The 25,506-nt window shown below is 66.2% G+C and carries 20 protein-coding genes; 11 read left to right on the forward strand and 9 right to left on the reverse strand.

Annotation, left to right across the window (positions count from 1 at the left end; translation table 11 throughout):
• Positions 1-63: 63 nt before the first annotated feature.
• From AC0QDI_RS19615 to AC0QDI_RS19625, 3 genes are all read right to left on the reverse strand, one after another.
• On the reverse strand, positions 64-3,081 hold the full coding sequence (locus AC0QDI_RS19615) for a PAS domain-containing protein (protein WP_474671033.1): 3,018 nt from the start codon (positions 3,079-3,081) through the stop codon (positions 64-66).
• Positions 3,082-3,205: 124 nt separating this feature from the next.
• Entirely contained in the window at positions 3,206-3,796 is a 591-nt protein-coding gene (locus AC0QDI_RS19620; protein WP_474671408.1) for a peptidylprolyl isomerase, read from the reverse strand.
• Between the two features lie 175 nt (positions 3,797-3,971).
• Entirely contained in the window at positions 3,972-4,490 is a 519-nt protein-coding gene (locus AC0QDI_RS19625) for a peptidylprolyl isomerase (RefSeq protein ID WP_474671034.1), read from the reverse strand.
• Positions 4,491-4,614: 124 nt separating this feature from the next.
• Between AC0QDI_RS19625 and AC0QDI_RS19630 the strand changes: the two genes are divergently transcribed.
• Positions 4,615-4,959 carry a TrmB family transcriptional regulator gene (locus tag AC0QDI_RS19630; RefSeq protein WP_474671036.1) on the forward strand — a complete coding sequence of 115 codons (345 nt, stop codon included), beginning with the start codon at positions 4,615-4,617 and terminating at the stop codon, positions 4,957-4,959.
• A gap of 432 nt (positions 4,960-5,391) precedes the next feature.
• The gene (locus tag AC0QDI_RS19635; protein ID WP_474671037.1) at positions 5,392-6,363 is read left to right on the forward strand and encodes a succinylglutamate desuccinylase/aspartoacylase family protein; all 972 of its coding nucleotides are present in this window, start codon (positions 5,392-5,394) and stop codon (positions 6,361-6,363) included.
• 30 nt (positions 6,364-6,393) lie between these two features.
• On the opposite strand, the gene AC0QDI_RS19640 is transcribed toward AC0QDI_RS19635, so the two are convergent.
• On the reverse strand, positions 6,394-7,152 hold the full coding sequence (locus AC0QDI_RS19640; RefSeq protein ID WP_474671039.1) for an SDR family NAD(P)-dependent oxidoreductase: 759 nt from the start codon (positions 7,150-7,152) through the stop codon (positions 6,394-6,396).
• 597 nt (positions 7,153-7,749) lie between these two features.
• Between AC0QDI_RS19640 and AC0QDI_RS19645 the strand changes: the two genes are divergently transcribed.
• On the forward strand, positions 7,750-9,123 hold the full coding sequence (locus AC0QDI_RS19645) for an MATE family efflux transporter (protein WP_474671041.1): 1,374 nt from the start codon (positions 7,750-7,752) through the stop codon (positions 9,121-9,123).
• Between the two features lie 592 nt (positions 9,124-9,715).
• Here the strand turns inward: AC0QDI_RS19645 and AC0QDI_RS19650 are convergent.
• On the reverse strand, positions 9,716-10,489 hold the full coding sequence (locus AC0QDI_RS19650) for an IclR family transcriptional regulator (RefSeq protein WP_474671043.1): 774 nt from the start codon (positions 10,487-10,489) through the stop codon (positions 9,716-9,718).
• Between the two features lie 195 nt (positions 10,490-10,684).
• Here AC0QDI_RS19650 and AC0QDI_RS19655 point away from each other — a divergent pair, with 195 nt between their 5' ends.
• Both AC0QDI_RS19655 and AC0QDI_RS19660 read left to right on the forward strand, forming a co-directional pair.
• Complete coding sequence (locus AC0QDI_RS19655) at positions 10,685-11,881, forward strand: acyl-CoA dehydrogenase family protein (protein WP_474671044.1); 1,197 nt, start codon at positions 10,685-10,687, stop codon at positions 11,879-11,881.
• Positions 11,882-11,890: 9 nt separating this feature from the next.
• Positions 11,891-12,889: an MBL fold metallo-hydrolase gene (locus AC0QDI_RS19660; RefSeq protein ID WP_474671046.1), complete on the forward strand. Its 999-nt coding sequence runs from the start codon at positions 11,891-11,893 to the stop codon at positions 12,887-12,889.
• Here the strand turns inward: AC0QDI_RS19660 and AC0QDI_RS19665 are convergent.
• The 3 genes from AC0QDI_RS19665 to AC0QDI_RS19675 all read right to left on the reverse strand — a co-directional run bounded on the left by AC0QDI_RS19665 (position 12,862) and on the right by AC0QDI_RS19675 (position 16,449).
• Positions 12,862-13,851, reverse strand: a complete 990-nt coding sequence (locus tag AC0QDI_RS19665; RefSeq protein WP_474671048.1) for a TIGR03617 family F420-dependent LLM class oxidoreductase — start codon at positions 13,849-13,851, stop codon at positions 12,862-12,864. The two genes, AC0QDI_RS19660 and AC0QDI_RS19665, sit on opposite strands and share 28 nt — an antisense overlap.
• Positions 13,852-13,932: 81 nt before the next feature.
• A complete protein-coding gene (locus AC0QDI_RS19670; RefSeq protein ID WP_474671050.1) occupies positions 13,933-14,871 on the reverse strand; it encodes a D-2-hydroxyacid dehydrogenase in 939 nt (312 codons plus the stop codon).
• Between the two features lie 3 nt (positions 14,872-14,874).
• Positions 14,875-16,449, reverse strand: coding sequence for a class I adenylate-forming enzyme family protein (locus AC0QDI_RS19675; RefSeq protein ID WP_474671051.1), 1,575 nt, complete (start codon positions 16,447-16,449; stop codon positions 14,875-14,877).
• 268 nt (positions 16,450-16,717) lie between these two features.
• On the opposite strand from AC0QDI_RS19675, the gene AC0QDI_RS19680 reads away from it, so the two are divergent.
• Entirely contained in the window at positions 16,718-17,866 is a 1,149-nt protein-coding gene (locus AC0QDI_RS19680) for an acetyl-CoA acetyltransferase (protein WP_474671053.1), read from the forward strand.
• Positions 17,863-18,288, forward strand: a complete 426-nt coding sequence (locus AC0QDI_RS19685) for a Zn-ribbon domain-containing OB-fold protein (protein WP_474671055.1) — start codon at positions 17,863-17,865, stop codon at positions 18,286-18,288. The genes AC0QDI_RS19680 and AC0QDI_RS19685 overlap by 4 nt, the downstream gene beginning before the upstream one ends.
• 18 nt (positions 18,289-18,306) lie before the next feature.
• Here the strand turns inward: AC0QDI_RS19685 and AC0QDI_RS19690 are convergent, their stop codons facing one another.
• Entirely contained in the window at positions 18,307-19,326 is a 1,020-nt protein-coding gene (locus tag AC0QDI_RS19690) for an FAS1-like dehydratase domain-containing protein (RefSeq protein ID WP_474671057.1), read from the reverse strand.
• A gap of 587 nt (positions 19,327-19,913) precedes the next feature.
• Between AC0QDI_RS19690 and AC0QDI_RS19695 the strand changes: the two genes are divergently transcribed.
• The 4 genes from AC0QDI_RS19695 (at position 19,914) to AC0QDI_RS19710 (ending at position 25,408) form a co-directional block, all read left to right on the forward strand.
• Positions 19,914-20,687, forward strand: a complete 774-nt coding sequence (locus tag AC0QDI_RS19695; RefSeq protein ID WP_474671058.1) for an SDR family NAD(P)-dependent oxidoreductase — start codon at positions 19,914-19,916, stop codon at positions 20,685-20,687.
• Between the two features lie 146 nt (positions 20,688-20,833).
• Positions 20,834-22,420 (forward strand): class I adenylate-forming enzyme family protein, encoded by a 1,587-nt coding sequence (locus AC0QDI_RS19700; RefSeq protein ID WP_474671060.1) that lies wholly within the window; start codon positions 20,834-20,836, stop codon positions 22,418-22,420.
• Positions 22,421-22,462: 42 nt separating this feature from the next.
• The gene (locus AC0QDI_RS19705) at positions 22,463-23,755 is read left to right on the forward strand and encodes an MFS transporter (RefSeq protein WP_474671062.1); all 1,293 of its coding nucleotides are present in this window, start codon (positions 22,463-22,465) and stop codon (positions 23,753-23,755) included.
• A gap of 111 nt (positions 23,756-23,866) precedes the next feature.
• Positions 23,867-25,408, forward strand: a complete 1,542-nt coding sequence (locus tag AC0QDI_RS19710) for a molybdopterin-dependent oxidoreductase (protein ID WP_474671063.1) — start codon at positions 23,867-23,869, stop codon at positions 25,406-25,408.
• Positions 25,409-25,506 lie beyond the last annotated feature (98 nt).

Below are 25,506 nucleotides of genomic sequence, written 5' to 3' on the forward strand. Positions count from 1 at the left end.
CCTAAATGGGTGCTCCGTGGGAGATCCGGCAGGCGATCGAGCGGGAGACGGAACGCGGCGGTACTACTCCCGCGCCTGCGATGCGGGCAGCGTAAACGAGAACGTCGCGCCCTCGCCGGGCTCGGAGTCGACCCAGATCTCGCCGCCGTGGCGTTCGACGATGCGTTCACTGAGCGCGAGCCCGATACCCGTCCCCTCGTACTCCTCGCGGCTGTGGAGGCGATCGAAGATGGTGAACACCCGATCCTGATCGGCCGGATCGATACCGATCCCCTCGTCGCGGACCGAGATCACCCACTCGTCGTCCCGCCGGTCGGCACCGACGTGGACCCGCGGCGACTCGTCGCCGCTGTACGTGATCGCGTTACTCAGCAAGTTCTGTAGGACCTGTCGTAACTGGCTGGCGTCGCCCTCGACGCGGGGCAGGTCCTCGACGGTGATCTCGGCACCGCTCTCCTCGAGTTGTATCTGGAGGTCCTCTCGGACGCTCTCGAACACCGAAGCCAGATCCGTCGGCTCGAACGGATCGCCCTGCGTTTCGACCCGGGAGTACTCGAGCAGGCCGTCGATCATCTCTCGCATGCGGTCGGCCCCGTCGACGGCGTACGCGAGGAACTCCCGTCCGTCCTCGTCGAAGGCGTCGCCGTAGCGGTTCTCGAGTAACGTCAGGTAGCTCGTCACCATCCGCAGCGGTTCCTGCAGGTCGTGGGAGGCCGCGTACGCGAACTGCTCGAGGCGCTCGTTCGATTCCTCGAGTTTCCGATGGTACTCACGGCGCTCTGTCACGTCCTGCACCACGACCATGCCCGCGAAGATCTCGTCGTCGCCGTTCCTGACGGGAAGCGTGTGGGCGTACAGGTGACGGTCGTACCGTTCGACTTCGAAAGAGTTCGTCTCTCCGTCGAGAGCCGCGTGAAAGTACGGCTCGATCTCGTCGATCAGGCCGTCCGGATGGAGCTCGTCTATGCTGCTCCCGACGCGGTCTTCCGTGGCAACGCCGATCTTATCGAGGAGTTGCCCGCCGACGGCCGTGTACACGAGTTCCTCGTCGAACAGGCCGACCGCGCCCTCGGGGAAGTTCTCGACGAGGGTCCGGTAGCGACGTTCGGACTCCTCGAGCCGTCGTTCCCGGGCCTTTCGCTCGCTGATGTCCCGGACGATTCCCACCCGGTACCACCGACTGTCGTCTTCGGGCAGCATCGCGAAGGTCCCCTCGACGGGAAGCGTCTCGCCGTCCGCCGTCCGAAGCTCGGCTTCGATCGAGGGCCACTCGACGTCCGAAGCCGCAGTGGTGGCTTCCAGTTCGGTGACTTGCCCGGCCACCGCATCGTCGACGACCGCGGAGGCATCGGTGCCGACGAGTTCGTCGGGGGTGTAGCCGAGCATCTCGGCGTACGTTTCGTTGACCATGGTGAACCGTCGGTCCTCGTCGACGACGTAAACGCCGTCGTTGACGACCTCGACGATCGTCTCGTAGCGCTCGAGGTGGTTCTCGCGTTCAACCCGCTTGGTGACGTCCTGACTCATCGTCATCCCGGCGAAGACGTCGCCGCGCTCGTCGGTGATCGGCACCGCGTGCAGGAGCCACTCCCGGCCGGCGTCCTGAAGTTCGATCGATCGTTCCCGGCCGTCTAGCGCGTCCTGAAACACCGGTTTAAGTGCGTTAACTATCTCTTCGGACCAACTTTCGTGGAGCTGCTGTCCCTCCAGATCGTTCGGCTCCGCGGGGATGTGGTCGAAGCCCTGTCCAGCCGCCAGCGTGTACTCGAGATCGTGGTCGAACAGCGTCACGATCCCGTTTGGGAAGTGCTCTGCGAGCGTGCGATAGCGGCGCTCGGACTCCTCGAGTTGGCGCTCGTACTCGCGGCGTTCGGTGATGTCCTGAGACATCCCCAGTGCGGCGAAAACCGTGCCGTCGTCGTCGCGGACCGGGATGGTCTGTATATCGTAGATGCGATCGCTCGACGTCAGTTCGAACGCGCTGGCCTCGCCCTCGAGTGCGGCCTCGTAGCGCGGGACGACCTCGGTCGCCAACGCCGGCGGCAGCACCTCCTCGAGTGGGTTCCCCTCGAGCTCTTCGATCGTGGCATCGGCGGCCTCGAGGGGAGTGCCCCCGACCGTCCGATAGCACAGCTCCTCGTCGACGAGGGTGACGGCCCCGTTCGGAAAGTGTTCGACCAGCGTCCGGTAGCGTTGCTCGGACTCCTCGAGCTTTCGTTCGCGTGCGCGTCGTTCGGTAACGTCGCGGAAGTAGACGGAGAGGCCCGTCGCCGACGGATAAGCGCGCACCTCGAACCACGCGTCGAGCGGCTCGGGGTAGTACTCCTCGAACGAGACGGTCTCCTGTTCGGCCATCGCTCGTTCGTATTTCGATCTGAACGCCCGTTCGCTGGCTTCGGGGAACTCCGCCCAGATTTCCGTGCCGATCAGCGCTCGCCCGTCGGGGTTGATCAGTTCGTGTGCGCGATCGTTGAGGTAGGTGAACCGCCACTCTTCGTCGAGCGCGAAGAAGGCGTCCGATATCCGGTCGAACAACTCCTCGCGTTCGGCGCGTACCCGCTCGGCCTGGACGGCCGAGGCGAGGACGTCTGCGACGCGTTCCACGAAATCGGCGTCGGAGTCGGTGAACGCTCGCCGTTCGGTCGCGTACGTCTCGAGGACGCCCCACGGCCCGTCGGTCGTGCCGATCGGGACGCTGATACCGCTCACGATGTCGAGATCAGTGAGCGACTCGAATCCGGCGATCCGCTCGTCGGCAGCCAACTCGTCGACGATAACGGGCTCCTCGGCGGGACGGGCCTCCGCCGGTCCGGCGTTTCGCCTCAACCCGACGGTCGCGTTCCCGACGGTCCCTGCCGTGCAGCCGACGCCCGCTTTCAGGACGCCCTCGTTCCCGCCCGGTAACCGCTCGAGGACGACGCAGTACTCGGTTCCCAACGTCTCGGCGACGGCGGCCGTCGCATCGCGATAGAGCCCCTCGAGATCGGTCCCCGCCAGCGCCTGCTGGCTCAGTTCGGTGATGATCTCCTGTCGGCGAAGACGCGCGCGGAGATCCGCATCAGTCGGCGAAGACGCTCCCATTCGACCGTCCATAGTAGCGCAGATGATAAAACCTCTCCGTCACTCGCGGCGTCGATACGGGGCGTCGCGTCGCTCGAACGCCGTGCCGGAGAAACGACATCTCACGTCTCGAGCACCGCTCGAGTTACTCGTCGTCGACCGAAATCGACTCGAGGGCGATATCCGCTTTCGGTCGATCGTCGGCGTCGGTGTCCGCATCGCCGATTTCGCGGACGACGTCCATGCCGCTGGAAGACGCGCTTTGGTCTTCTTCCAAGCCTCCGCTCGCGCCGCTCGCGGAGACGTCGGTGACCTTGCCGAAGACGGCGTGGCGGTCGTCGAGGTGAGGCTGGGAGCCGAGCGTGATGGAGAACTGCGAGCTGTTGGCGTCGGAGCCGGAGTTGGCCATGCTCACGATACCCGCACCGTCGTGGCGGAGTTCGGGATGGAGTTCGTCGTCGAACCGGTAGCCGGGACCACCCCGGCCGGTACCGGTCGAATCACCGGTTTGAATCACGAAGTCCTCGATGACGCGGTGGAAGGCCACGTCGTCGTACAGCGCCTCGCCCTCGATCGTGTCGCCCGTCTCGGGGTCGATCCACGCGCGCTCACCCGTCGCGAGACCGACGAAATTCTCGACGGTTCGCGGTGCGCGCTCGTCGTACAGTTCGACCTCGATATCGCCCTCACTCGTGCGTAACGTCGCCGTCGTCCCTCCGCAGCCGGCAAGCGGCAGGGCGAGACTCGAGGCGGCTCCGGCCAGTAGCGTTCGTCGATAGCGGGTGATTCCACTCGTGGACGCGGCATCGAAGTAACCATACCGGATTCGCTACCGCTGATTGCTAGCAGCTCGCGCTCGAGTCGAGGGCACGCACAGCCGAAAAACCGTCCGCGATCGGGCGATCGACGCGTTACTCGTAGTCGACGGAGACGGACTCGAGGACGACGTCTTCTTTCGGCTGGTCGTTGGCGTTCGTGTCGACATCGCCGATCTCGCGAACGACGTCCATGCCGTCGATGACCTTGCCGAAGACGGCGTGGCGGTCGTCGAGGTGGGGCTGGGGACCGAGGGTGATGAAGAACTGCGAGCCGTTGGTGTCGGGGCCGGAGTTGGCCATGCTCAGGACGCCCTCGTCGTCGTGGCGCAGGTCGTCGTGGAACTCGTCGTCAAACTGGTAGCCGGGGCCGCCGCGACCGGTCTCGGTCGGGTCGCCGCCCTGAATCATGAAGTCCTCGATAACGCGGTGGAAGGCCACGTCGTCGTACAGCGGCTCGCCGTCGACTTCCTCGCCCGTTTCGGGGTCTTCCCAGGTCTTGCCGCCGGTCGCGAGACCGACGAAGTTGTCGACGGTCCGCGGCGCGCGCTCGTCGTAGAGTTCGACCTCGATATCGCCCTCGTTCGTGTGCAGGGTAGCAGTAACGTCTCCCATATCCTCAGGGACGGCAGGACGAGTGAAAACGGTAGTGGTCTCGCCTTGATGGGCTTGGCTGCGAGTAATCGCTTACTGCACTTACAGGGAAACATCTATGACTTCTTGTACTCTACTTACACCCATGCCGATCGACATCGAAACGTTCGATGAGAGTTCCGGTGAGGAACTGAATACGCTCACGAACGCCGAGAAAGTCGTTCGATTTCTCGCTGCGAACGATGACAAGGCATACACTCCCTCCGAGATCGCTGAACAGATCGATATCAAGAAAAATTCGATCGGGACGGTTCTCAGTCGCCTCGAGGACCGAGACCTCGTTCGACACAAAGGAGACTACTGGGCGATCGGTGAGACAGAGACCGTCCGCGACGCATACAGGACACACCGGGTCATGCAGGCGCTGGACGAGAGATACGGGGAAGAAGACCTCGAGGAGTGGCGAGAACACGCTTCCGAGGGCGAGTAGCGATGGGCTACGAGCGCGGCGACGTCGTCGTCGCTCTCGATCCGTTCAGAGACGCCTCGAGCGGCCGTCCGTTTCTACTCATCGGTCACGAGCAGACGCCGTTTCACGGGGAGCAATAGATCACGCTCTCGCTCACAACTCGGACGTGGTACGAGGAGCGAATCCCGCTGGACGAGTCGGACTGGAAGGAGGGAGGTGCGCCTCGATCGAGTTCAATTATGCCGTGGTCGGTCAATTCGATCGATTCGGACCTGATCGAGAGCTACCAGGGCAGACTGCGGAACGGTATCGTCGACGAGGCGACAGCACAACTCTCAGAATACGTTCACTGATACGTGACCGCCCTCCCTCCGCTATTTTCAGCTCTGCATTTGATCGACGGTGGCGAGGGGCGGCCGCAGGTACATACCGCGGGACGTGGAATGGCCGGGCATGAACGAGGGCACGCACACGGCTGAACAGGTGACGCTCGCACGGTTGCCGTCGGGCGTCGAACTGACGACGACGGTCCACACCTATCGCGGCGACGAATCGGGCCCGACGCTGTACGTGCAGGCGGCCCAGCACGGCCGCGAGATCAACGGGACCGAGGTCCTGCGGCGGTTCCACGAGCGCCTCCCCCTCGAGTCGCTGTCGGGGACCGTGATCGCCGTCCCCGTCGCGAACCCGCTTACCTTCGATCGCGTCTCCTACACGACGCCGGAACAACTCGACAGTATCAACCCCAACATGAATCGGATCTGGCCGGGCGACGGCGACGGGAGCCTCCACCAACGCATGGCCGCTCGGCTCTGGGAGTTCGTCACGGCGGCCGACGCCCTCGTCGATCTCCACACGGGGAGTCCGAACATGCTCCCCCACGTCGTCTACCGCGAGGACGACGAGCGCTCTCGCAGCCTCGCCGACGCCTTCGGGACCGATCTCCTGCTGTCCGAACAGGCCGACGAAGACGCTCCCCGAGAGTGGCACCATCGCGGCTTCGCGGGAAAGCTCCGGGTGGCCGCCGCCGAGGAGGGGATCCCGTCGATCACGCCCGAACTCGCGCACAACAAGCAGATCCTCGAGGACGTCGTCGACGAGGGGGTCGACGGCCTGCTCGACGTCTGCCGGTATCTCGGTCTCCTTCCCGGTGACGTGCCCGAGCGCGACCCGATCGTCGCCCGGAACCACCTCGGACAGGTCACCGCCGACGACTCCGGGCTCTTCCGGCCGGCTCCGTCGCTCGAGGTCGGCCAGTCGATATCCGAGGGAGCGGCCATCGGGACGGTCTATCATCCGACGACGTACGAGCCGCTCCACGACGCCCGCGCGGACCGCGACGGGGTGCTCTACGCGCTCACTCGCGAAGCGACCGTGACAGCGGGCGACCAACTCGCGAGCGTGGCGCTGGTCCGCGAGGAGTGAGGCGAAGCCGGTGACGGTTCGAGGACCGTCTCAGGCCGAGAAGCCGCCGTCGACGACGAGTCCGTGGCCGTTGACGAACGACGACTCCTCGCTGGCCAAAAAGAGGATCGCGTCCGCGATCTCCTCCGGTTCGGCGAGGCGTTTGAGCGGATACTGCTGAATCATTCGCTCGCGAGCTTTCTCGGGATCCTCCTGATCCTCGAGATACTCATCGAGCAGGGAGGTCTCGGTGAAGCCGGGACAGACCGTGTTCGCGCGGACGCCGTAGGGACCGGCCTCGGCGGCGACCGCCCGCGTCATGTTCAGGACCGCACCCTTGCTCATCGAGTAGGCGGATTGCTTCGGGAGCCCGAGGATGCTCGCCAGCGAGCCGACGTTGACGATGGCACCGTGGCCCTGTTCCTTGAGGTGGGGAAGCGCCGCGTGACAGCCGTTCCAGACGCCCTTGACGTTGATGTCGATGACGAAGTCCCGGATGTCGTCTTCGAGGGTTTCGAGGCTGCCGGCCGGATGACCGGTCCCGGCGTTGTTGACCATCACGTCCAGCCCGTCGTCCTCGGCGACCGCGTCGACGACCGCGTGGAACTGATCGCTGTCGGTCACGTCGAGCTCGTGGAACTCGGCGTCGCCACCGGAGTCCTCGATGGCCTCGGCGACCGCCCGTCCGCCCTCGGTGTCGACGTCGGTGACGATGACGCGCGCCCCTTCTTCGGCGCAGCGCTCGGCCGTCGACCGGCCGATTCCCGACGCCGCACCCGTGATAACTACGGTTTTGTCTTCGAGTCGCATACGTCTGGCATCGAACGGCTGCCACATAAAATAGGTCACAAGTGCCGTGGTCGGAACCTATTCTGTTTACGGATGGGCAGAGAATATCGAACGATGGAAACGCCTCCACGGTCGTTCGGTCGGTTCCCCGTCTCCGCGATTCCCCGCGGCGGCCCGCCTCGTGACCGATGGACGCGCCACCCGGAAATAATTCCTTCTCATTCAAATATTTACACTGTCACTATCCGCCACCTATCAGATTACAGTTATACTTTTTGTTCCCCAGCAGCCTGCCGACTCGAGTAGCGGAATTCGACTAGTATCTCCAGAAGAAGCCCTATAACTGCTGAATATATCGAGCAACGGGTACGAGAGTACGTTCTCTTCCGATCGATACCTGCACCGGTAGAGCCGTCATCAGTGTACGGCTCGGGCCGTATCGACTGCTCTCGGTTCGTAATCGGAAGCCAGCTCGAGCCGACGGCTATCTGCGCGGCCACTGTACACATACCGATTTCATAAACTATATCTATAGTTGGGAGAACTGCATCGGTGAATCCGTTCGGTGCTTGCCCGGACCGACACGTTGATCCGGCCGATGCCCGTCGCCGACGGTGTATGGCCGAACTCAGCGATCGCGTCCGTACCGTCTGGCGGCGGACGCTCTCGCTCTCGTGGCCGCTCGCCGTCCAGCAGACGTTCAACACGCTGATGCGGACGGTCGACATCATCGTCACCGGGCTGTTTTCGCCCGCGGCCGTCGCTGCGGTCGGGTTGGCCGATCTCTACGCCCAGCTCCCGCTGCGGCTCGGTCTCGGGCTCGGGACCGGCGCGATCGCCCTCTCGAGCCAGGATACGGGACGGGGGGCGGTATCGACCCGCGACCGGTCGATCACCCAGGCGTTCGTCATCGGATTTCTGGTGGGCTTGCCGCTCTTGCTCGTCGGACTGACGGTGTCGGGTCCGCTGATCGCTCTGCTCGGGGCCGAACCCGCGGTGGTCGACATGGGCGGTCGGTACCTCGCGCTCGTCTTCGCGGCCGCGCCGATGCGAATCGTCGGATTGGTCGGCGCGCGGTCGTTACAGGGGACCGGCGACACGCGGACGCCGATGGTGGTCAACGGCGGCGCGAACGTGATCAACATCGCCGCGACGGTCGGCCTGGGGCTCGGAATCGGCCCGTTCCCGAACCTGGGCATCGTCGGCGTCGGACTGGCCACCGCGGTCAGCCGGACGGTCGAGGCCGTCGCGATCACGGCCGCGGTTGCCAGCCCACGGACGACTCCGTCGTTCGCGCGACCGCGCAGTCTCACCGTTACGCGCCAGCTCGTGGCGGTCAGTCTCCCGAACGTCGCGGAGGGACTGAGCACGTCGCTCGCGAACTTCCCGTTCAACGCGCTCCTATTGACCTTCGGGACCGACGTGACGGCAGCCTATCACATCAGTCGACGGGTCTATCAACAGTTCAGCGGGCCGCTGTACCGCTCGTACAGCGTCGCCGCGAGCATCGTCGTCGGCCAACTGCTCGGGGAGGGAGACCCCGACGAGGCGCGGTTTGCGGGGCTGGCGATCACGGCGCTCAGCGTGCTCACGCTCGGGTTCGCCGGCGTCGTTCTCGTCGCCGGCGCGAGACCGATCGCACGGCTGTTCACGGGCGATCCCGCCACGCTCGAGCACGCGACCGCCTTCACTCGCGCCTTCGGCGTCTCGATGCCGTTCTTCGGACTCTTCTTCCCGCTATCGGGCAGTCTCCGCGGCGCGGGCGATACGCGAACGCCGTTTTACGCTCGATTGACCGGGACCACTCTGTTTCTGCTCGGCTTCTCGTACCTCGCCGGAGTCACGCTCGGCTACGGACTCCTCGGCGTGTACGCCGGCATCGTGCTCAGCTACGCGTGGTGGGCCCTCGTCGTGGGATCTGGGTTCCTGTGGGGCGATTGGGCGGCTGGCGCGGCGGCGATGATGGCCGAGCGAGCGGAGCGAGCCGAGTAACCCGTCGATTCGCGACCGACACGATCGCGATCGATCTCGATCGACCCACGGCGCTGTCCGTCATCCGTATAGCGACTCGCACATAATATATGAATTCTGATGTATGCCAATTACTATCGAAATTTCAATATGAAGTCCCTGCTGTTCTCTCACTTCGTTTTACTTGAGCGGGAGTACGACTGACTGTTACAGGTGGTCTCCCGTGGACCGTTCGTATTCTGGCCGCTACTGCCGCCACTATCGGTGGGTAACGTCGCTAGCGGTTCTTCCCAACCTTCGATAACGCCCCTCACAGTTGGTTTCGTACTATGCTCTCGTGTTGCCCTGTATGGAACCCTTCCGCTCTCCTCCGATTCGACTCGAGTGCGCAAGCGCTACGCGGTTCGCGTCATCACCGCGGCGAGGCGACTGACGAGCGACCATAGTTACATCCATATGCGTGTAATCAAAGCGGCGATGCTACGGGCGGGGGGCGTCGCAGTCTCCGCCGCTTGCGGCGTGAGGAGAACGAGTCGTTTGACAGCCGTTCACCCTGTAGGCGGCGCCGTCGTCTCGACCGGCGTCCGACGTCGTGTTCACTCCGATTGAACGGCTACGAGAACATCAGGTTCACTTCGATCGTGTTCGCCGTCGACAGTAACTGATCCTGGAAGTCGGTCTTCTCCCACTTGTTCTCGAGTTGGTGCTGTGGTCCGGCGACGCTGACGGCTCCGAAGACGGTCCCGTCCGTGTCCAGTATCGGCGCGCCGATCGCATTGATTCCGGGCAGATACTCCCCGCGAGTGTACGCGACGCCCTCGTCGCGAACCGTCGCGAGCTCTTCGAAGAGCGTCTCTCGGTCGGTGATCGTCTTCTCGGAGAACGCGGGGAGCCCCCACTCGTCGATGATCTCGTCGACGCGCTCCTCGGAGAAGTGTGCGAGCATGGCCTTGCCGCCGGCCGAATTGTGGAGGTAGGTGTGCGTCCCGACGCCGATGTCGCTCGTGAACGAACGAGCACCCTCGCCGGTGTTGATGACCGTCCCGAGCCCGTTCTGGTGTGTTGAACAGAGCACTCGTTCCCCCGTTTCGTCCGCGAAGTCGTCGATGGGCGCGTCGGACGCCGCGTACAGCGGTTCGGCGTGTTTGACGTGTTCGCCGAAGGAGAGAAATCGCAGACTTAGTCGATACTCGTCGCCCTCTTGGACCACGTATCCCTTCGAGCGCAACGTCGTCAGATGGGCGTGGACCGTACTCTTCGCCAGTCCCGTTCGCTCGGTGAGCGCCGTCACACCGGCTCCTTCGGCCTGCCACAGCGCCTCGAGCACGTCGAGCGTTTTGACTACCGCTTCGATCCGCGTCCCCCCGTCCGTGCCTGCCGTTGCCATACTTTACGTTCTACGAAGTGAACTAAAACTGTTCCGCTCTGCTGAACGCTATCTCTCCGTGAAAAAATCATGTGGAACCCTCGTCTTCGGTTGTTACCGTCTGAATCGCCCGAATTCGTGCGTATCGATCGATTCGCCGTCATTGAAAGACTATAACACGGTAACGCTTAAGTATCGAGTTATGTGTGATATGGTATGGACTTTAGCGAACCGTCCGAAGCCGTGCAGATCAAGAAGGCGCTCGACGATTTCATCGACCAGGAAGTCGCTCCCCTCGAGAACGAGTACGATCAGTTTCTCGGCGCCGACTACGAGAAGGAGATCGTCGACGACGAGCATCGGCAGGTCCCCGAGTATCGAAACATCGTCGAACAGATCCGACAGAAATCCGTCGAAGCGGGTTTCTACGGGATGACGATGCCCGAGGAAGTCGGCGGCGGCGACGTCGACATCCTCACTCGAGCGATCGTCGGCGAGCACATGTCGAACCGGCCGCCGGGCTTCCACAGCTCGATTTTCGGCGGTGCCGGCGGCCCGACGCCCATTTTGCTCGCCTGTGACGACCGACAGCGCGAGGAGTACCTCGAGCCGCTGATGGACGGCGAGATCACGACCTGTTTCGCGCTGACCGAGCCGGGCCACGGCAGCGACGCGCACTACATGGACACCAGTGCGGAGAAAGACGGCGACGAGTGGGTGATCAACGGGCAGAAGTGTTACATCACGAACGGCCCGTACGCCGATTTCACGATGGTGTTCGCCCGGACGAGCGGCGAGGACGGCGACCTCAGCGGCATCACGTGCTTCCTCGTCGACGACGACAACCCGGGCTTCGAGGTGGGCACGATCCACCGCGCGATGGGGATGACCCCCGGAACGCACTCGGAGCTGTACTTCAGCGACTGCCGCGTCGGCGAGGAGCAGGTGCTGGGCGAGGTCGACAAAGGGTTCCAGTCCGCGATGGACTGGATCGGCGGCGGCCGGATCAACATCGCCGCCGGCTCCGTCGGGACGGCGCAGTTCCTGCTCGACATGTCGGTCGAGTACGCCCGCGAGCGGGAGACGTTCGAGAAAAAGATCGGCCATCGGCAGGGCGTCTCGTTCCAGCTGGCCGAGCTCGCGACGGACATCGAGCAGGTCCGCCAGCTCTACCGCTACGCCGCGTGGAAGATGGACAACGGCGAGCGCGCCCGCAAGGAGGAGTCGATGGCGAAACTCCGCGGCGCGAAGCTCGCGAACGACGCCGCCGACATCGCGATGCAGGTCCACGGCGGCGCCGGCTTCATGAAGGATCTCCCGATCGAACGCAACTACCGCTCGGCCCGCGTCTTCCGCATCTTCGAGGGCACCGACGAGATCCAGAAGCGGACGATCGCCCGGGAACTCATCTAAGGGTCGACGATGGACGACCCGACGGAACGGCGAACGAAAGCCCCCGCGTCGCAGGTCTCGCGGCTCGACTTCGACATCGAGTGGCCGCCGAAACACGCCGCGGCCTACCTCGTCGAGGAACCGGGTCCGGTCCTGATCGACACCGGCGACCCGGAGGACCGCGGCGAAACGACCGTCCGCGAGGGGCTGGCCGCGAAGGGGTACGACCCCGGGGACGTCGAGGCGGTCGTCGTCACCCATCCTCACAGCGACCACATCGGACAGGTGCCGCTGTTACGCGAGGCCGGCGCGACGGTGTACGCCCCCCAACCCGTCCTCGAGCAACTCGAGCGCGACCCGGCCGACCTCGCGGAGGGCGTCCGCGAGATCGGCCACTCGGCGGGCTACCACGGCGAGGCGATCGAACGCGAGGTCGAACGCGCCCAGTCGTCACTGCGGCGCAACCGGCGGTTGCTCGCGCCCGACGAGGCCGTCCCCTTCGAGTTCGACGAGCCGTTTACGGTCGCGGGCCGCGAGTTCGAGGCCGTGCACACCCCTGGCCACCAGATCCATCACGCGAGCCTGGCGACCGAACTCAACGGCGAGCGCGCGCTGTTCAGCGGCGACGCGCTCATCGAGCCGTTCCGGCCCGGCGCGATCCACGTCGGCATCGACTACGGCGCCTACGATGCCGTCGACGCGTTCCACCGCGCGATGGACCGACTCGAGGGCCGCAACGTCGACCGGGTCTATCCCGGTCACGGTCCCGTCTTCACCGACTACGAGGGGGCGATCGAGAGCACGCGGTCGGCGCTCGAGTCGCTCACGGGCGAGACGTTCGAGGCGGTCGCGAGCGTCGGCCCCGCGACGCCGATGGAGCTCACGCGCCACCGCGCCGGCGAGGTCCGGTATCCCGCGCAGTTGCTCGACACGCTCGGTGCGCTCGGCACGCTCGAGGTCCGAGACCGGATCGAGTACGAGGACCGCGACGGCGTCCGCTACTACTCGGTCAGAAAGGCCTCGCCGTGATCGAGCGGGAGGACGACCCGATCGGCGATGCCGCCGTAGACGTCCTCCGCCTCCGCGAGTAACGCTTCGGGCGGCGCTTCGATCGCGAACGTCGCCACCATCTCGTCGGTGACCAGATCGGTCATCTCGTCCCAGCGCTGCTCCTTCGAGAGTTCGTGTAACTCCTCGCCGACGGAGCGCCAGCCGTGGTGGGCGAGCACGTCGTGGTAGGTGCGGGTGCTGCCGTAGAAGGCGATGCGCCGGCGCACCGCCGCCCGTGACTGCTCGCGCTCCTCCTCGGTGTCACCGGTCACGACGAACGGGCTCGCCGAAAGCGACACGTCCTCGAGCGACCGATCCCCGCGGTCGGCCCCGTCGGCGACGGTCGGTGCGATGACATCGTCGGTGTAGCCGGGGGTGTTGAAGACGTGCATATCCAGCCCGTCGCAGAGCTCGCCCGCGAGCCGGATGTTGTACTCGTTGACGCCCGCGATGTAGATCGGCACGTCGGGGTGGTCGATCGGTCCCGGATTGAAGTTGTCCGTCATGAGCGAGAACGAGTAGTGCTCGCCCTGGTAGTCGAGATCGGCCTCGCCCTGAAAGACGTCGAAGATGTGCTGGAGGGACTCGACGACCTCGCGCAGTCTGGGCCCCGGTGATTCCCAGTCGACGCTGAACCGGCGCTCGTTGTGGCCCTTGACCTGCGTACCGATCCCGAGGACGAACCGGCCGTCGGAGTACTGCGCGAGGTCCCAGGCGCTGTAGGCAAGCGCCATCGGACTGCGAGTGAACGACAGCGCGATGCGGGTCCCCTGCCGGATCTCGTCGGTCCGGTCCGCGATCAGCGGATGCGGCAGGAACGCGTCGTTGTCCATCTCGGGCGTCCAGACGCCGTCGAAGCCGAGTTCCTCCGCGCGAGCGGCCGCGTCGCCGGAGTCGGTCGATAAGCCGGGTACCATCGCGTCGATGCGAAGGTCAGACATACGCGATGCTCGACGTGACGGGGCTTCAATCTATGGCCGCGTTTCGCGTCCGCGGCCGGAAAGCGAGCGCCGTTTTCCGGCTCAGACGACGCGGTTCTCGAGGGCTTCGCCCTCGCGAAACCGATCGTAGTTCCGGACGAAGACGTCGGCACAGCGCTCCCAGTAGTGGGGCGTGCTGCCGGCCATGTGCGGCGTCACGAGCACGTCGTCGCGATCCCACAGCGGCGACTCCTCGGGCAGGGGCTCCTCCTCGAAGACGTCCAGCGCGGCCCCGCCGAGTCCGTCGGCTTCGAGCGCGTCGACGAGCGCGGACTGGTCGACGACGCCGCCGCGCGCGATGTTGACGAGTACGGCGTCGTCCGAGAGCGCCGCCAGCGCGTCGGCGTCGATCAGCCCCCGCGTCTCGTCGGTCAGCGGACAGGCGAGCACGAGGTAGTCGCTCTCGGCGAGGACGGACTCGAGCCCGTCAGTTCCGTAGATCTCGTCGACGCCCTCGGGTGCGTCGGTCGGATCCCGTTTGGTCCCGATCACGCGGGCGTCGAAGGTCTGGCAGTAGTCGGCCACCGTCGAGCCGATCGCACCGACGCCGACGATCCCGACCGTTCGATCGCCGAGTTCGCCGCCCGTATACCGGTTCCACTCCCGGCGGTGCTGTTGTGCGACCGCGCGATCGAAGCGCCGCTCGAAGTGGAGCAGATAGCCGAGCACCTGCTGGCCGATCGGCTTCGCGTGGATCCCCGAGACGCTCGTCAGCGCCACGCCGCGGTCCGCCAGCGCGTCGTGATCGTAGCGATCGGTGCCGGCGCTGAGCGCCTGCACCCACTCGAGGTCGGCGGCCGCCTCGAGCGCGTCGTCCGGGACCCAGTGGGTGACCAGTACCGACGCGTCGACGACGGTCTCGAGTAACTCGTCCCCGTCCTCGACGTGGACGAGGTCGATCTCGGGTCGCCGCTCCCGGATCTCCTCGGTGACGAGGGGCCCGCCGCCACCGAGGATGTGGGGCGTGACGATGACTCGCACGATCTACTGTCCCTCCGCCTCCTCGCCGTCCTCGAGCCTGTACTTCTGGATCTTCCCGGAGGTCGTCCGCGGGAGTTCCTCGATGAACTCGACCTCGCGGGGGTGTTTGTAGGAGGCGACGTTGTCGAGGAAGTAGTCCGTGATCTCCTCGGCGGTCACGTCTTCGCCGGGCTCGACGCCCGGCGCGGTGACGACGTAGGCCTTCGGCACTTCGTTGCGCCGCTCGTCGGGGATTCCGACGACCGCGCCCTCCGCGACGGCCTCGTGTTCGGCCAGGAGTTCCTCGAGCTCGCTCGGGTAGATGTTGTAGCCGGCGGAGTTGATCATGTGTTTCTTCCGGTCGACGATCTCGTAGTAGTTGTCCGCGTCCCGGCGGGCGATGTCGCCCGTGCGGAAGAAGCCGTCCTCGGTGAACGCCCGCTCGGTCGCCTCGGGCATGTCGTGGTACCCCTTCATCACCTGCGGGCCGCGGACGAGGAGCTCCCCTTCCTCGCCGATGCCGACGGTCTCGCCGCTGCCGTCGACGATGATCGCCTCGGTCATCCGCGTCGGCTGGCCGATCGTGCCGTGGCGCAGGCCGAACGTCGAGCCGCTCTGGGAGTGGGTCGCGCCGTTCGTCTCCGTCAGCCCGTACCCCTCGCTCATCTCGACGCCGGCGGTCTCCTCGAACTCCTCCTGGACCGCGACGGACATCTTCGCGCCGCCTTCGCCGGCCGACTCGAGGCTGGTGAGGTCGTACTCGCCGAAGCGCTCGCTGTTGATCATGTCGACGTACATCGCGGTGACGCCGACGTAATGCGTGATACCTTCCTCCTCGATCAGCGCCATCGCGGTGTCGCCGTCCCAGTTGGCCGCGCTCCGGAGGTAGACGCTCCCGCCGCGGACGAGGGGTTGCCACGCGGTGTGGGTGAAGCCGGTGATGTGGTACAGCGGCAGCCAGACGAGGCTGCGCACGTCCTCGTCGTCGAGCGCGTGGTCCTGGGAGAGCACCGAGAACGTCTGTGCGCGGAAGTTTCGGTGAGTCAGCTGGACGCCTTTCGGTTTGCCCGTCGTCCCCGAGGTGTAGGGAAGCAACGCCACGTCGTCGTCGTCGCGCTCGACGAACGTCTCCTCGCCGCGAACGCCGTCGAAGGCCCGAAACTCGTCGGTATCGGTGCCGACCGAGATGACGACCGGATCCCGGTCGATTTCGGCGAGTGCCTCCTCGAGGAAGGGCTCTAACGCCTCGTGGGTGAGCACGGCCGACGCGTCGGTATCCTCGAGCTGATAGGTCAGCTCCCGCTTGCGGTACTGCGGGTTGACCGGCGAGACGATCACGCCGGCCTTGAACGCGCCGAGCGCGCCGATCAGGTACGGCGGGCAGTTCGGTAAGTACTGCAGCATCACGTCGCCGGGTTCGATTCCGAGGTCGGCCAGTCCGCCGGCGAAGCGCGAACTCTCCGCTTTGAGATCGTCGTGGGTGAGCGTCTGCCCGTGATACTCGATCGCCTGCGCGTCGCCGTGGAGCCGGGCGGTTTCGTCGTGGAGCCGCGCGACGTTCCCGGCTCTGGCACCCTTGCTAACGCTTGCCAAGTCCATGACGAATGGCACCACGGAACGCTATAAAATAGTATCTATGTCTGGCAAGAAATCGGTGCCCAGTTCGGCAGTCCGTTGTCTCCCAGCGACTCACCGCTTACCAACGGTGTAGGCGTCCGGCGCTGTCGCGGCGTCGTCACGTGCCGAGCCCCCTAACCGATTACGCGACTCGAGCGGCGCGTGCTGTGGTATCGTTCATCATAAACTATTTGCGTTCGGTCGAGATATCGGATATCGATGATACGATCCGCCGGACGGAGGAACACCTGTGGCTGAACCGATCCTCGCGGGCGTCGCCGAGAGCGAACTCGGCGAGACGCCCGACCGTAACTGGCTCGATAACGCGGCGATCGCGACCGTCCGCGCGCTCGAGGACGCCGGTTGTCCCCTCGCGGATGTCGACGGCGTCGCGGTCGCGGGTGGCGACGACTACATGCCGGCGCTGGTGCTTTCGGAGTACCTCGACCTCGACGAGCCCTCCTTCCTCGAGGGGACCGAGATCGGCGGCTCGTCGTTCGAGCACTTCTGCGGGCACGTTCGCGACGCGATGACCCGCGGCGAGGCCGACGTGGTGGTCATCGCCTACGGTTCGACGAGCAAGACCGGTCCCGGTCGGGATCGGTCGCTCGAGGAAACCCACCCGGTCGACGGCTTCGTCCGCCCGACGGGGCTGTTCCGGCCGCCGGGAGCCTACGCGATGGCGGCCCGCCGGCACATGCACGAGTACGGCACCACCGAGGAGCAACTCGCGGCGGTCGCCGTCGCGACCCGCGAGTGGGCCTCCATGAATCCGAAAGCGGCCCAGCGGGAGCCGATCACGGTCGAGGACGTCCTCGAGTCCCGGCAGATCGCGGAGCCGTTCAACCTGCTCGACTGCTGTCTCGTCTCGGACGGCGGCGGCGCGGTCGTCCTCGTCAGCGAGGAGAAAGCCGCGGAACTCGGCGTTCCGGAGATAGCCGTCGCGGGCGTCGCCTCGACCAGCACCCACCGGCAGGATATCAGCGAAATGCCGGACATGACGACCACCGGCGCGGCCGTGACGGGACCGAAGGCCTTCGAGCAAGCCGGAATTACCCACGACGACGTCGACATCGCCGAGATTTACGACTCGTTTACCTACACCGCCCTGGTCACCCTCGAGGACCTGGGCTTTTGCGAGAAGGGCGACGGCGGCGAGTTCGTCTCGGGCGGAACGACCGCCCCCGGCGGCGAACTGCCGATGAATACCCAGGGCGGCGGGCTCTCCTACTGTCACCCCGGTCACTTCGGGGTGTTCGTCCTCATAGAGGCCGCCCGTCAGCTTCGGGGCGACTACACGGGCGACCGCCAGGTCGACGACGCCGAGGTGGCGGTCGCCCACGGTACCGGGGGCTTACTCTCCTCGAGCAGCACCGTCGTCTTACGGAGGGAAACATGAGCGCCCCGGTGGACGACCGCCGCGATGAGTGGGAGGGGCCGGTGCCGGTCCCGACCGGTGCGACGACGCCATTCTGGGCGGGCACGCTCGAGGGTGACCTCCGCTATCAGGCGTGTGACTGCGGCCACCGCCAGCTGTACCCGCGGGCGGTCTGTACCGCCTGCGGGGCCGAGGACCCGCCGTTCGAAGACGGCGAAGGCGTCGGGACGATCTACACCTACACCGTCTGCCACGTCCCCGGCGAACCCGGCTTCGGCGATCGGACGCCCTACGTCGTCGGCGCGATCGACCTCGCCGAGGGACCGCGGCTGCTCGCGCTGCTCGACGCCGACCCCGACGACCTCGAGATCGGTGCGTCGGTCGCGGTCACCTTCTGGCGGATCTCCGACGAGGCGGCGATGCCGGTGTTCGTGCCGGAATAAAACTCGACCGCGTCTTTTTCATTCGAGGTCGGCCGTCGCCGTCCCGGTCAGCAGCGTCTCGCCGTCGGTCGTCCGGGCCTCGAGTTCGGTCTCGACCGTTCCCGCGTCGCGATCGATCTCGCCGACCTCGCCGGTCGCGACGACCGTGTCACCGGGGAAGACCCGGGACTGGAACCGGACGCCGAAGCTCGTCACGTCCCGCAGGTCGAACCAGTTCGCGACGACGCGGGAGGTGATCCCGGCGGTGAACATCCCCTGCCCGAAGACGCTCTCGTTGCCCGCACCCGTGGCGAACGGCTCGTCGTAGTGAATCGGGTTGAAGTCGCCGCTGGCCCCGGCGTACTTCACGAAGTGCTGGCGCTCGAGGTCTTCGACGACGACCGTCGGGCCGGTCGCGCCGGGCTCGAGATCGGTGACGTCGGTGACGCGATCGAACTCGCCGACCGTCGGTGACGGCGCGTCCGGCTCGGCGACGGCGGTGCCGCCGTTGGCTTCGGTCGGTTCCGACGCGTCGGCGTCGCCCTCGGCCGCGCTCTCGTCGCCGCCGTCTTCGATCGCGCCCTCCGTTTCGATCGCCGTCGAGCGGTCGGTCAGGACGAGTTCGCCGTCCGGCGTCCGGTACTCGGTCTCGAGGACGGCGAAGGTCATCGTCCCCGCTCGTCCCCCTTCGCGCTGGAAGATGTCCGCGAGGGTGGTCGTCCCCTCGAGGACGTCGCCGACGTAGACGGGGCGTTCGTACTCGTGGGCCTGCTCGCCGTGGATGACGTACTCCGGCTGGAAGGCGAGGTCGAAGCCCTTCCCGTCGACGTCGTCCGGGGTGTACCGCGGGAAGCGGGCGACCTGCGAGTAAGTCAGCGGCGCGGGGACGCGGTCGTGGCCCCGCTCGGCGGCGACCGACTCGTCGCGGAAGACGGGGTCGTCGGCGGTGATCGCCCGCGCGAACTCCTCGACCTTGCCCGGCTCGATGCGGAACGCCTCGGCCGTGACCGTGGTGTCGCCGACCATCGCCTCGAGTTCCTCGATGGGCTTATTCGGCATGGTAGCCCTCCGTGGCTTCTGGGCCGGTCGCAGGCTGTTCGGTCGTCACGTCGCGTCGCACCTCGGTGCTGTGGCCGCGTTTCATTGCCGACACGGTTTGTGGACGACTGCCATAACAGTACCCTTCTCGGACGCTTTCACGGGGACTGCTCGGGAGACCGTCTCGGTCGAGTTGTCAGCGTCGGGCTTCTTTCGGTGACGACGCGACGACGAGTACGCTGCTATCGTGGCAACACAGAGTAGCCACGCCCTCCCCAGCCGATTCGCTCGCACGACTCGCTCGCTCATCCAACGGAAGACGCTTCGCGCCTTCCGAGCAGTCGCTCGTTCCGTCTGCTCACGGGCCGACGGCCCGTTCGCATGGTATGCGAGATCGAAGATCTCGCACTACTCGCGACGACCTCGCACGGCGTTGTCGGCCGACTGAGCGGTAGCGAAGTCGGCCGCCGGCGCGCGCCACCGCATGTCGACTGGTCGAATAGCTTATACCGGCGGTCGATGAACACGGAGACGATCATGGCAGTGACTAACATACTCGGATATGGAGAACGGTCAGTAGAACGAACGAGCGTCGCGGAGGACGACCGATGACGGTCGACCAGTTCAGCGTCGACGGACAGACGGCGATCGTCACGGGTTCCTCGAGCGGCATCGGGAAGATGATCGTCGAGCGCTTCGCCGCCGACGGCGCGAACGTGGTCGTCACCTCGCGGGAGATGGAGAACGTCGAACCGGTCGCGGACGCGATCAACGAGAGCGAGCGGCCGGGCGAGGCGATCGCGATCGAGTGCGACGTGACGGAGCGAGACGCGGTCCAGCAGCTGATCGACGAGACCGTCGACGAGTTCGGCGGCCTCGACATTCTGATCAACAACGCGGGAGCGAGCTTCCAGGCCCCGCCCTCGGAGATCAGCGAGAACGGCTGGAAGACCATCGTCGACATCAACCTGCACGGGACCTTCCACTGCTCGCAACTCGCCGTCGAGTACATGCGGGACAACGGCGGCGGCCGGATCGTCAACTTCGCCAGCGTCGCGGGCACTCGCGGTTCGAAGACGATGAGCCACTACGGCGCGGCCAAGGCCGGCGTCGTCAACTTCACCACCTCGTCCGCGGCCGACTGGGCCGAGGACGGCATCTGGGTCAACTGCATCGCGCCCGGCCTCGTCGCCACCGAGGGCGTCCGCACCCAGATGGGCGTCGAGGACGACGCCGACGAGATCGCCCGCACCACCCCCGATCGAACCATCGGTAAACCCGAGGAGGTCGCCGACCTCGCGCAGTTCCTCGCCAGCCCCGCCTCGTCGTACATGGTCGGCGAGACGATCGAGATCAAGGGCATCCCCCGCCTCGGCGAGTAACGACGATCGCCTCGAGACCGCCGGCTCGAGGCGATGCCCGGCCGCGCGGGACGGGGCCGAAAGACGAACGGTGGCGTACTTCGAAAGACGAACCGTGTTACCAGTACCCGCACACTTTTCAGGTCGAACGATAAATCAGGGGCAACATGGAGCTCGATATCGTCTCCGCGGAGACGCTCATGGAGTCGCCCTACGACGGCAACGTGGCCAACCTCCTCGAGCGGGCCGTAACCGAACACCCGGATGCGACCGCGATCGAACACGCCGGCGAGACCATCACGTATCGCGACTTCGGCGATCGGGTCGCGCGCTTCGCCGACGGGCTCCGTGAACTCGGCCTCGAGGCCGGCGACCGGGTCGGCGTCTACATGCCCAACGGGATCCCCTTCTGTACCGTGGCCTGGGCCTGCTGTCACGCCGGGATTATCGCGAGTCCGCTGAACCCCGAGTACCGCCGTCGCGAGATCGAGTACCAGCTCGAGCACGCCGACGCCGAAGCGGTTCTGATCGAGGGCGAGGCGGACGACTACGTCCGCGAGGCCGTCGCGGACCTCGAGACGGAGATCGTCAGCGCGACGGCCGCGGAGGACCACCACTCGTTGCCCGCCCTCGGCGACGCCGACGCCGCCGGGAACGCCGCCGTCGTCGACCGCGCGGACGACGACGTCCTCCTTCAGCCCTACACGTCGGGGACGACGGGGCGACCCAAGGGCGTCTTGCTGACCCACCGCAACTTCCGGGTCCAGATCGCACAGAGCGTCTCGAGTTACAGCGCCGGCCCGATCGAGGGCGACGGGATCATCGTTCTCCCGATGTACCACATCACTGGAATGCTCGGGATGATGGCCTCCCTGTGTGCCGGCCGGACGCTGCACCTGCTCCGGCCCGACCAGTGGGACCCCGAACTGGTGCTCCGAAAACTCGACGAACACGACATTCCGTCCTTCGTCGGCGTCGCCGCGATGTTCGTCGATCTGCTCGAGGCCCACGACCCCGACGAGTACGACCTGTCGACGCTGATCAAGGCGGGGCAGGGCGGAGACAAGCTCCCGAAACCGACCCAAGAACAGTTCGAGGAGGCGTTCGACGTGCCGCTCACCGAGGGGTACGGGCTGACCGAGACGACCGCGACGAGCCACACGATCCGGTGGTCGTCGCTCGGTAACCGGCCCGGCAGCGTCGGCCAACCGGTGGGCCACACCCGCTCGAAGGTCGTCGACGAGGACGGCAACGAGGTCGACCCCGGCGAGGAAGGCGAGATCCTCATCGCCGGCTCGCAGGTGATGAAGGGCTACTACGAGAATCCCGAGGCCAACGAGGCGGTCTTCACCGAGGACGGCTTCTTCCGGACCGGCGACATCGGGACCCGCGACGAGGACAACTACTACTACATTAAGGGTCGCGAGAAGGAGATGATCCTGACCGGCGGGTACAACGTCTACCCCCGGGAGATCGAGGACCTGCTCTACGATCACCCCGAGATCCACGAGGCCGCGGTCTTCGGCCTTCCCGACGAGCGCCGGGGCGAGACCGTCGCCGCCGCCGTCACCCCCGCGGAGGGCGCGGAGATCACCGCCGAGGACGTCGAAGCGTACGTCCTCGACGAACTCGCGCCCTACAAACACCCCCGCATCGTCGAGGTCCGCTCGGAACTCCCCAAGACCGGCAGCGGGAAGATCCGCAAGACGACCTTGCGCGACGAGTTCGTCGCTGACCGCGGACTCGAATCGTGAGCTATCTGTACCCGGGCGCTCGAGTCGGTACATATCACGACGATGTCTGAGGACCACACCTACTCGACGGCGGAGATCAGGACGATCGCGCTCGCGGTCATCGCCGGCGTCTTCTTCGGCGGCGTCGCGACCGGCGTCGCCTTTCCCACGCTCCCGCTGCTCGACGAGAAGCTCGTCATCTCCGCGATTATGCTGAGCCTGATTCTCTCGGCCAATCGGATCGCCCGGCTGTTCATGAACACGCCGGCCGGGACGATCATCGACCGGGTCGGCGCGCGGAAACCGATGATCTTCGGGCTGTTCACGCAAGCGCTGGCTCCCTTCGGCTACGTCGTCGGTCTGCACACGCCCCCGACCGACCTCGGAACGCTGCCGATACTCGGCGACGTGTCGCTGCCGGGCGTCGTCTTCGTCCTCTCGCGGCTGTTCTGGGGGGTCGGCAGCGCGTTCGTCTTCATCGGCGCGTTCGCGACGATCACGTACGTCACGACGGCTAACAACCGCGGTCGCTGGGTCGGCTACATGCGCGGCGGCCAGTCGCTGGGGTTCCCGACCGGGCTCGTCCTCGGCGGCCTCCTGACCGATCTCGCGAGCATGCAGACGGCGTTTCTCACCGCCGGCGTGCTCGCGCTGCTGGCCGGGATCATCGCGACGCTCGTGTTGCCGGACGTTCACGCCGGTGCGGAGGGTCGGGCCGCGAAACTCCGCGAAGTCCCGGCGTTGCTCGCCAGCAATCCGACCGTCCTCCTGATCGGCTACGGCAACTTTACCGTCCGCTTTCTCTGGGGCGGTATCATCCTCTCGACGCTCGCCCGCTACGCGAGCGATTACGGCCTCGAGCTGTCCGCCCTTGGCGCTGCCGGGATCAGCGGGGTGGTGATGGGACTGGGTGTCGTGACGTCGGGATCGCTGACGGTTGTTACCGGCTGGGTATCGGATCTGGTCAGCGACCGGACGCTGCTGACGGTCCCCGCATTCCTGTCGATGGGCGCGGGCTTCCTGATCATCGCCTACGTCCCGACGATCGAAGCGCTGCTCGGGGCGATCGTCCTCGTCGGCGGCGGCATGGGCGCGGCCGCGCCCGCCATGCTCGCGATCATGGGCGATCTCACGCCAGGCGACGAGCTCGGCCGGATGGGCGGTGCCTATCAGGTGATGGGTGACATCGGGCTCAGCCTGGGTCCGTTGATCGCGATTCCGGCCGTCGATAGCTGGTTCGGCTACCAGACGACCTACGTGCTCTGTGCCGCGCTCGTCTTGAGTTGCCTGACGATCGTCTCGTTGCCGCTGTTGCGCAATCCCGAGGTCTCGCGAACGGGAGTGAAAGCGGACTAGGACGGCAGTCACTGCATCGATCGACGGCCGTCCGGCGCGGTTCGGAGCCGGGACCCCTCCTCACGTGTACGAAGCTTTCATGTTCGGCCGCGGCTATTGTTACATACAACCATGACAAAGTCCCGCACGGGAGGGGTGGCTGCCCGGGCGCGCCCGTGGCTCCCCGCAGTCGCCGTGGCGCTCGCCGCGGGGCTGGGCGCCGTCGGGGGATCGTACCTATCCGTCGGCCGACGGCCGGCATTCATCGTAGTGCCGTTCGATCGACTCGTGTTGCTCCTCAGCCCCGACGCGCTCGTGGCCTTTGCGATCACCCAACTCGGGACGCTCGGTCACCAGCTGGCCTTCCTGACGGCCATCGCAGCGACCTGCGCGGTCTTCGGGCTGGCTGCCCTGCCCGGCGCGGCGTTCCTGCTGGGTCGCGGCCCGGCTCCCGGCGCGCTGTCTCGAGGCGGCAGAGCTTCTCTCGGCGTACTCCTCGGGACGCTCACCCCGGCCGTCGTCGCGTACGGACTGACGCGCTCGCAGCCGTCGACGCTCGGCGTTGCCGCCGGTGCGGGATTCGTTTTACTCGCGACGGCCGGAACGTCCGCGCTGCTCGGCGGTGACGGCCGCTCCCTCGGTTCCCCCGCCCGGCGACGCGTCCTCGGAGCCGTCGGTTCGGCGATCGGCGTAGGCGGGCTCGCACTCTTCGTTCAGGGCACCGGCGAGGAGTCGTTCCCCTCGCCCCTCGAGATCCCCGAGGACGCCCGTCCCGAGGTCCGGGAGCTGCTCGCGCGGGCGAAAGAGCAGTCGTTCGGTGTCGAGGGACTCGAGCCGCTGGTCAGCACGAACTTCTACGAGGTCGACATCCGCAACGTCGATCCCGACGTCGACCCCGAGGAGTGGTCTCTCTCGATCACGGGCGCGGTCGCGGAGCCGGCCGAGTACGATTTCTCTGACTTCGAGGCCATGCCCCTCGAGGATCGCTTCGCGACGCTGCGGTGCGTCGGCGACCAGCTCAACGGCTGGCAGATGGACACCGCGCTCTGGAGCGGCGTCTCCGTCCGGCAGCTCCTCGAGGCGGCGGAGCCGGCGGGCGATCGAGTCATCTTGCACGGAGCCGACGGCTACTACAACGAGTTCCCGATCGATGCGCTGTGGCCGGGGCTGTTGGCCTATCGAATGAACGGACGGCCGCTGCCGCGGGCACACGGCGCGCCGGTGCGCGCGCTCGTCCCGGGCCACTGGGGTGAGGTCAACGTGAAGTGGCTGACCGAGATCGAAGTTCGTGACGAGGACACGACGGGGTACTGGGAGCAGCGGGGCTGGCACGGTACCGGCCCGGTCAACACCGTGGCCAAGCTCTGGCAGACCCACTCCCTGGGAAGCGGCCGCTACGAGGCGGCCGGCCACGCCTACGCCGGAACCCGAGGTATCGAGGCCGTCGAAGTTTCGACCGACGAGGGCGACAGCTGGGCCGATGCCGAACTCTCCGAGCCCCTCCCCGGTGACGACGTCTGGCGGCAGTGGCGCCACGAGTACGGGGCTGGCGGGACCCACGAGGTGATCGTTCGGGCCCGCGACGGCGACGGGAACCTCCAGATCCCCGAGGAAGACGGCCCGAAGCCCGACGGTGCGACCGGATGGGTTTCCGAGACCGTCCGACCGCAGTGACCGCCTGGCAGCAATTCGACGGTCGGTGATCGGCGTCTGCGAGCGGAGCCGCGGCGATCGACGCTGAAACCACCGGGATATACCCTATGAAAAAACGT

This window comes from Natrinema sp. LJW11 (assembly GCF_056135975.1).

Excerpts from the sequence above, each read along its gene's own strand:
- AC0QDI_RS19615 (WP_474671033.1), bottom strand. The coding sequence starts at position 3,081 with ATGGGAGCGTCTTCGCCGACTGATGCGGATCTCCGCGCGCGTCTTCGC.
- AC0QDI_RS19625 (WP_474671034.1), bottom strand. The coding sequence starts at position 4,490 with ATGGGAGACGTTACTGCTACCCTGCACACGAACGAGGGCGATATCGAG.
- AC0QDI_RS19630 (WP_474671036.1), top strand. The coding sequence starts at position 4,615 with ATGCCGATCGACATCGAAACGTTCGATGAGAGTTCCGGTGAGGAACTG.
- AC0QDI_RS19635 (WP_474671037.1), top strand. The coding sequence starts at position 5,392 with ATGAACGAGGGCACGCACACGGCTGAACAGGTGACGCTCGCACGGTTG.
- AC0QDI_RS19640 (WP_474671039.1), bottom strand. The coding sequence starts at position 7,152 with ATGCGACTCGAAGACAAAACCGTAGTTATCACGGGTGCGGCGTCGGGA.
- AC0QDI_RS19645 (WP_474671041.1), top strand. The coding sequence starts at position 7,750 with ATGGCCGAACTCAGCGATCGCGTCCGTACCGTCTGGCGGCGGACGCTC.
- AC0QDI_RS19650 (WP_474671043.1), bottom strand. The coding sequence starts at position 10,489 with ATGGCAACGGCAGGCACGGACGGGGGGACGCGGATCGAAGCGGTAGTC.
- AC0QDI_RS19655 (WP_474671044.1), top strand. The coding sequence starts at position 10,685 with ATGGACTTTAGCGAACCGTCCGAAGCCGTGCAGATCAAGAAGGCGCTC.
- AC0QDI_RS19660 (WP_474671046.1), top strand. The coding sequence starts at position 11,891 with ATGGACGACCCGACGGAACGGCGAACGAAAGCCCCCGCGTCGCAGGTC.
- AC0QDI_RS19665 (WP_474671048.1), bottom strand. The coding sequence starts at position 13,851 with ATGTCTGACCTTCGCATCGACGCGATGGTACCCGGCTTATCGACCGAC.
- AC0QDI_RS19675 (WP_474671051.1), bottom strand. The coding sequence starts at position 16,449 with ATGGACTTGGCAAGCGTTAGCAAGGGTGCCAGAGCCGGGAACGTCGCG.
- AC0QDI_RS19685 (WP_474671055.1), top strand. The coding sequence starts at position 17,863 with ATGAGCGCCCCGGTGGACGACCGCCGCGATGAGTGGGAGGGGCCGGTG.
- AC0QDI_RS19690 (WP_474671057.1), bottom strand. The coding sequence starts at position 19,326 with ATGCCGAATAAGCCCATCGAGGAACTCGAGGCGATGGTCGGCGACACC.
- AC0QDI_RS19695 (WP_474671058.1), top strand. The coding sequence starts at position 19,914 with ATGACGGTCGACCAGTTCAGCGTCGACGGACAGACGGCGATCGTCACG.
- AC0QDI_RS19700 (WP_474671060.1), top strand. The coding sequence starts at position 20,834 with ATGGAGCTCGATATCGTCTCCGCGGAGACGCTCATGGAGTCGCCCTAC.
- AC0QDI_RS19705 (WP_474671062.1), top strand. The coding sequence starts at position 22,463 with ATGTCTGAGGACCACACCTACTCGACGGCGGAGATCAGGACGATCGCG.
- AC0QDI_RS19710 (WP_474671063.1), top strand. The coding sequence starts at position 23,867 with ATGACAAAGTCCCGCACGGGAGGGGTGGCTGCCCGGGCGCGCCCGTGG.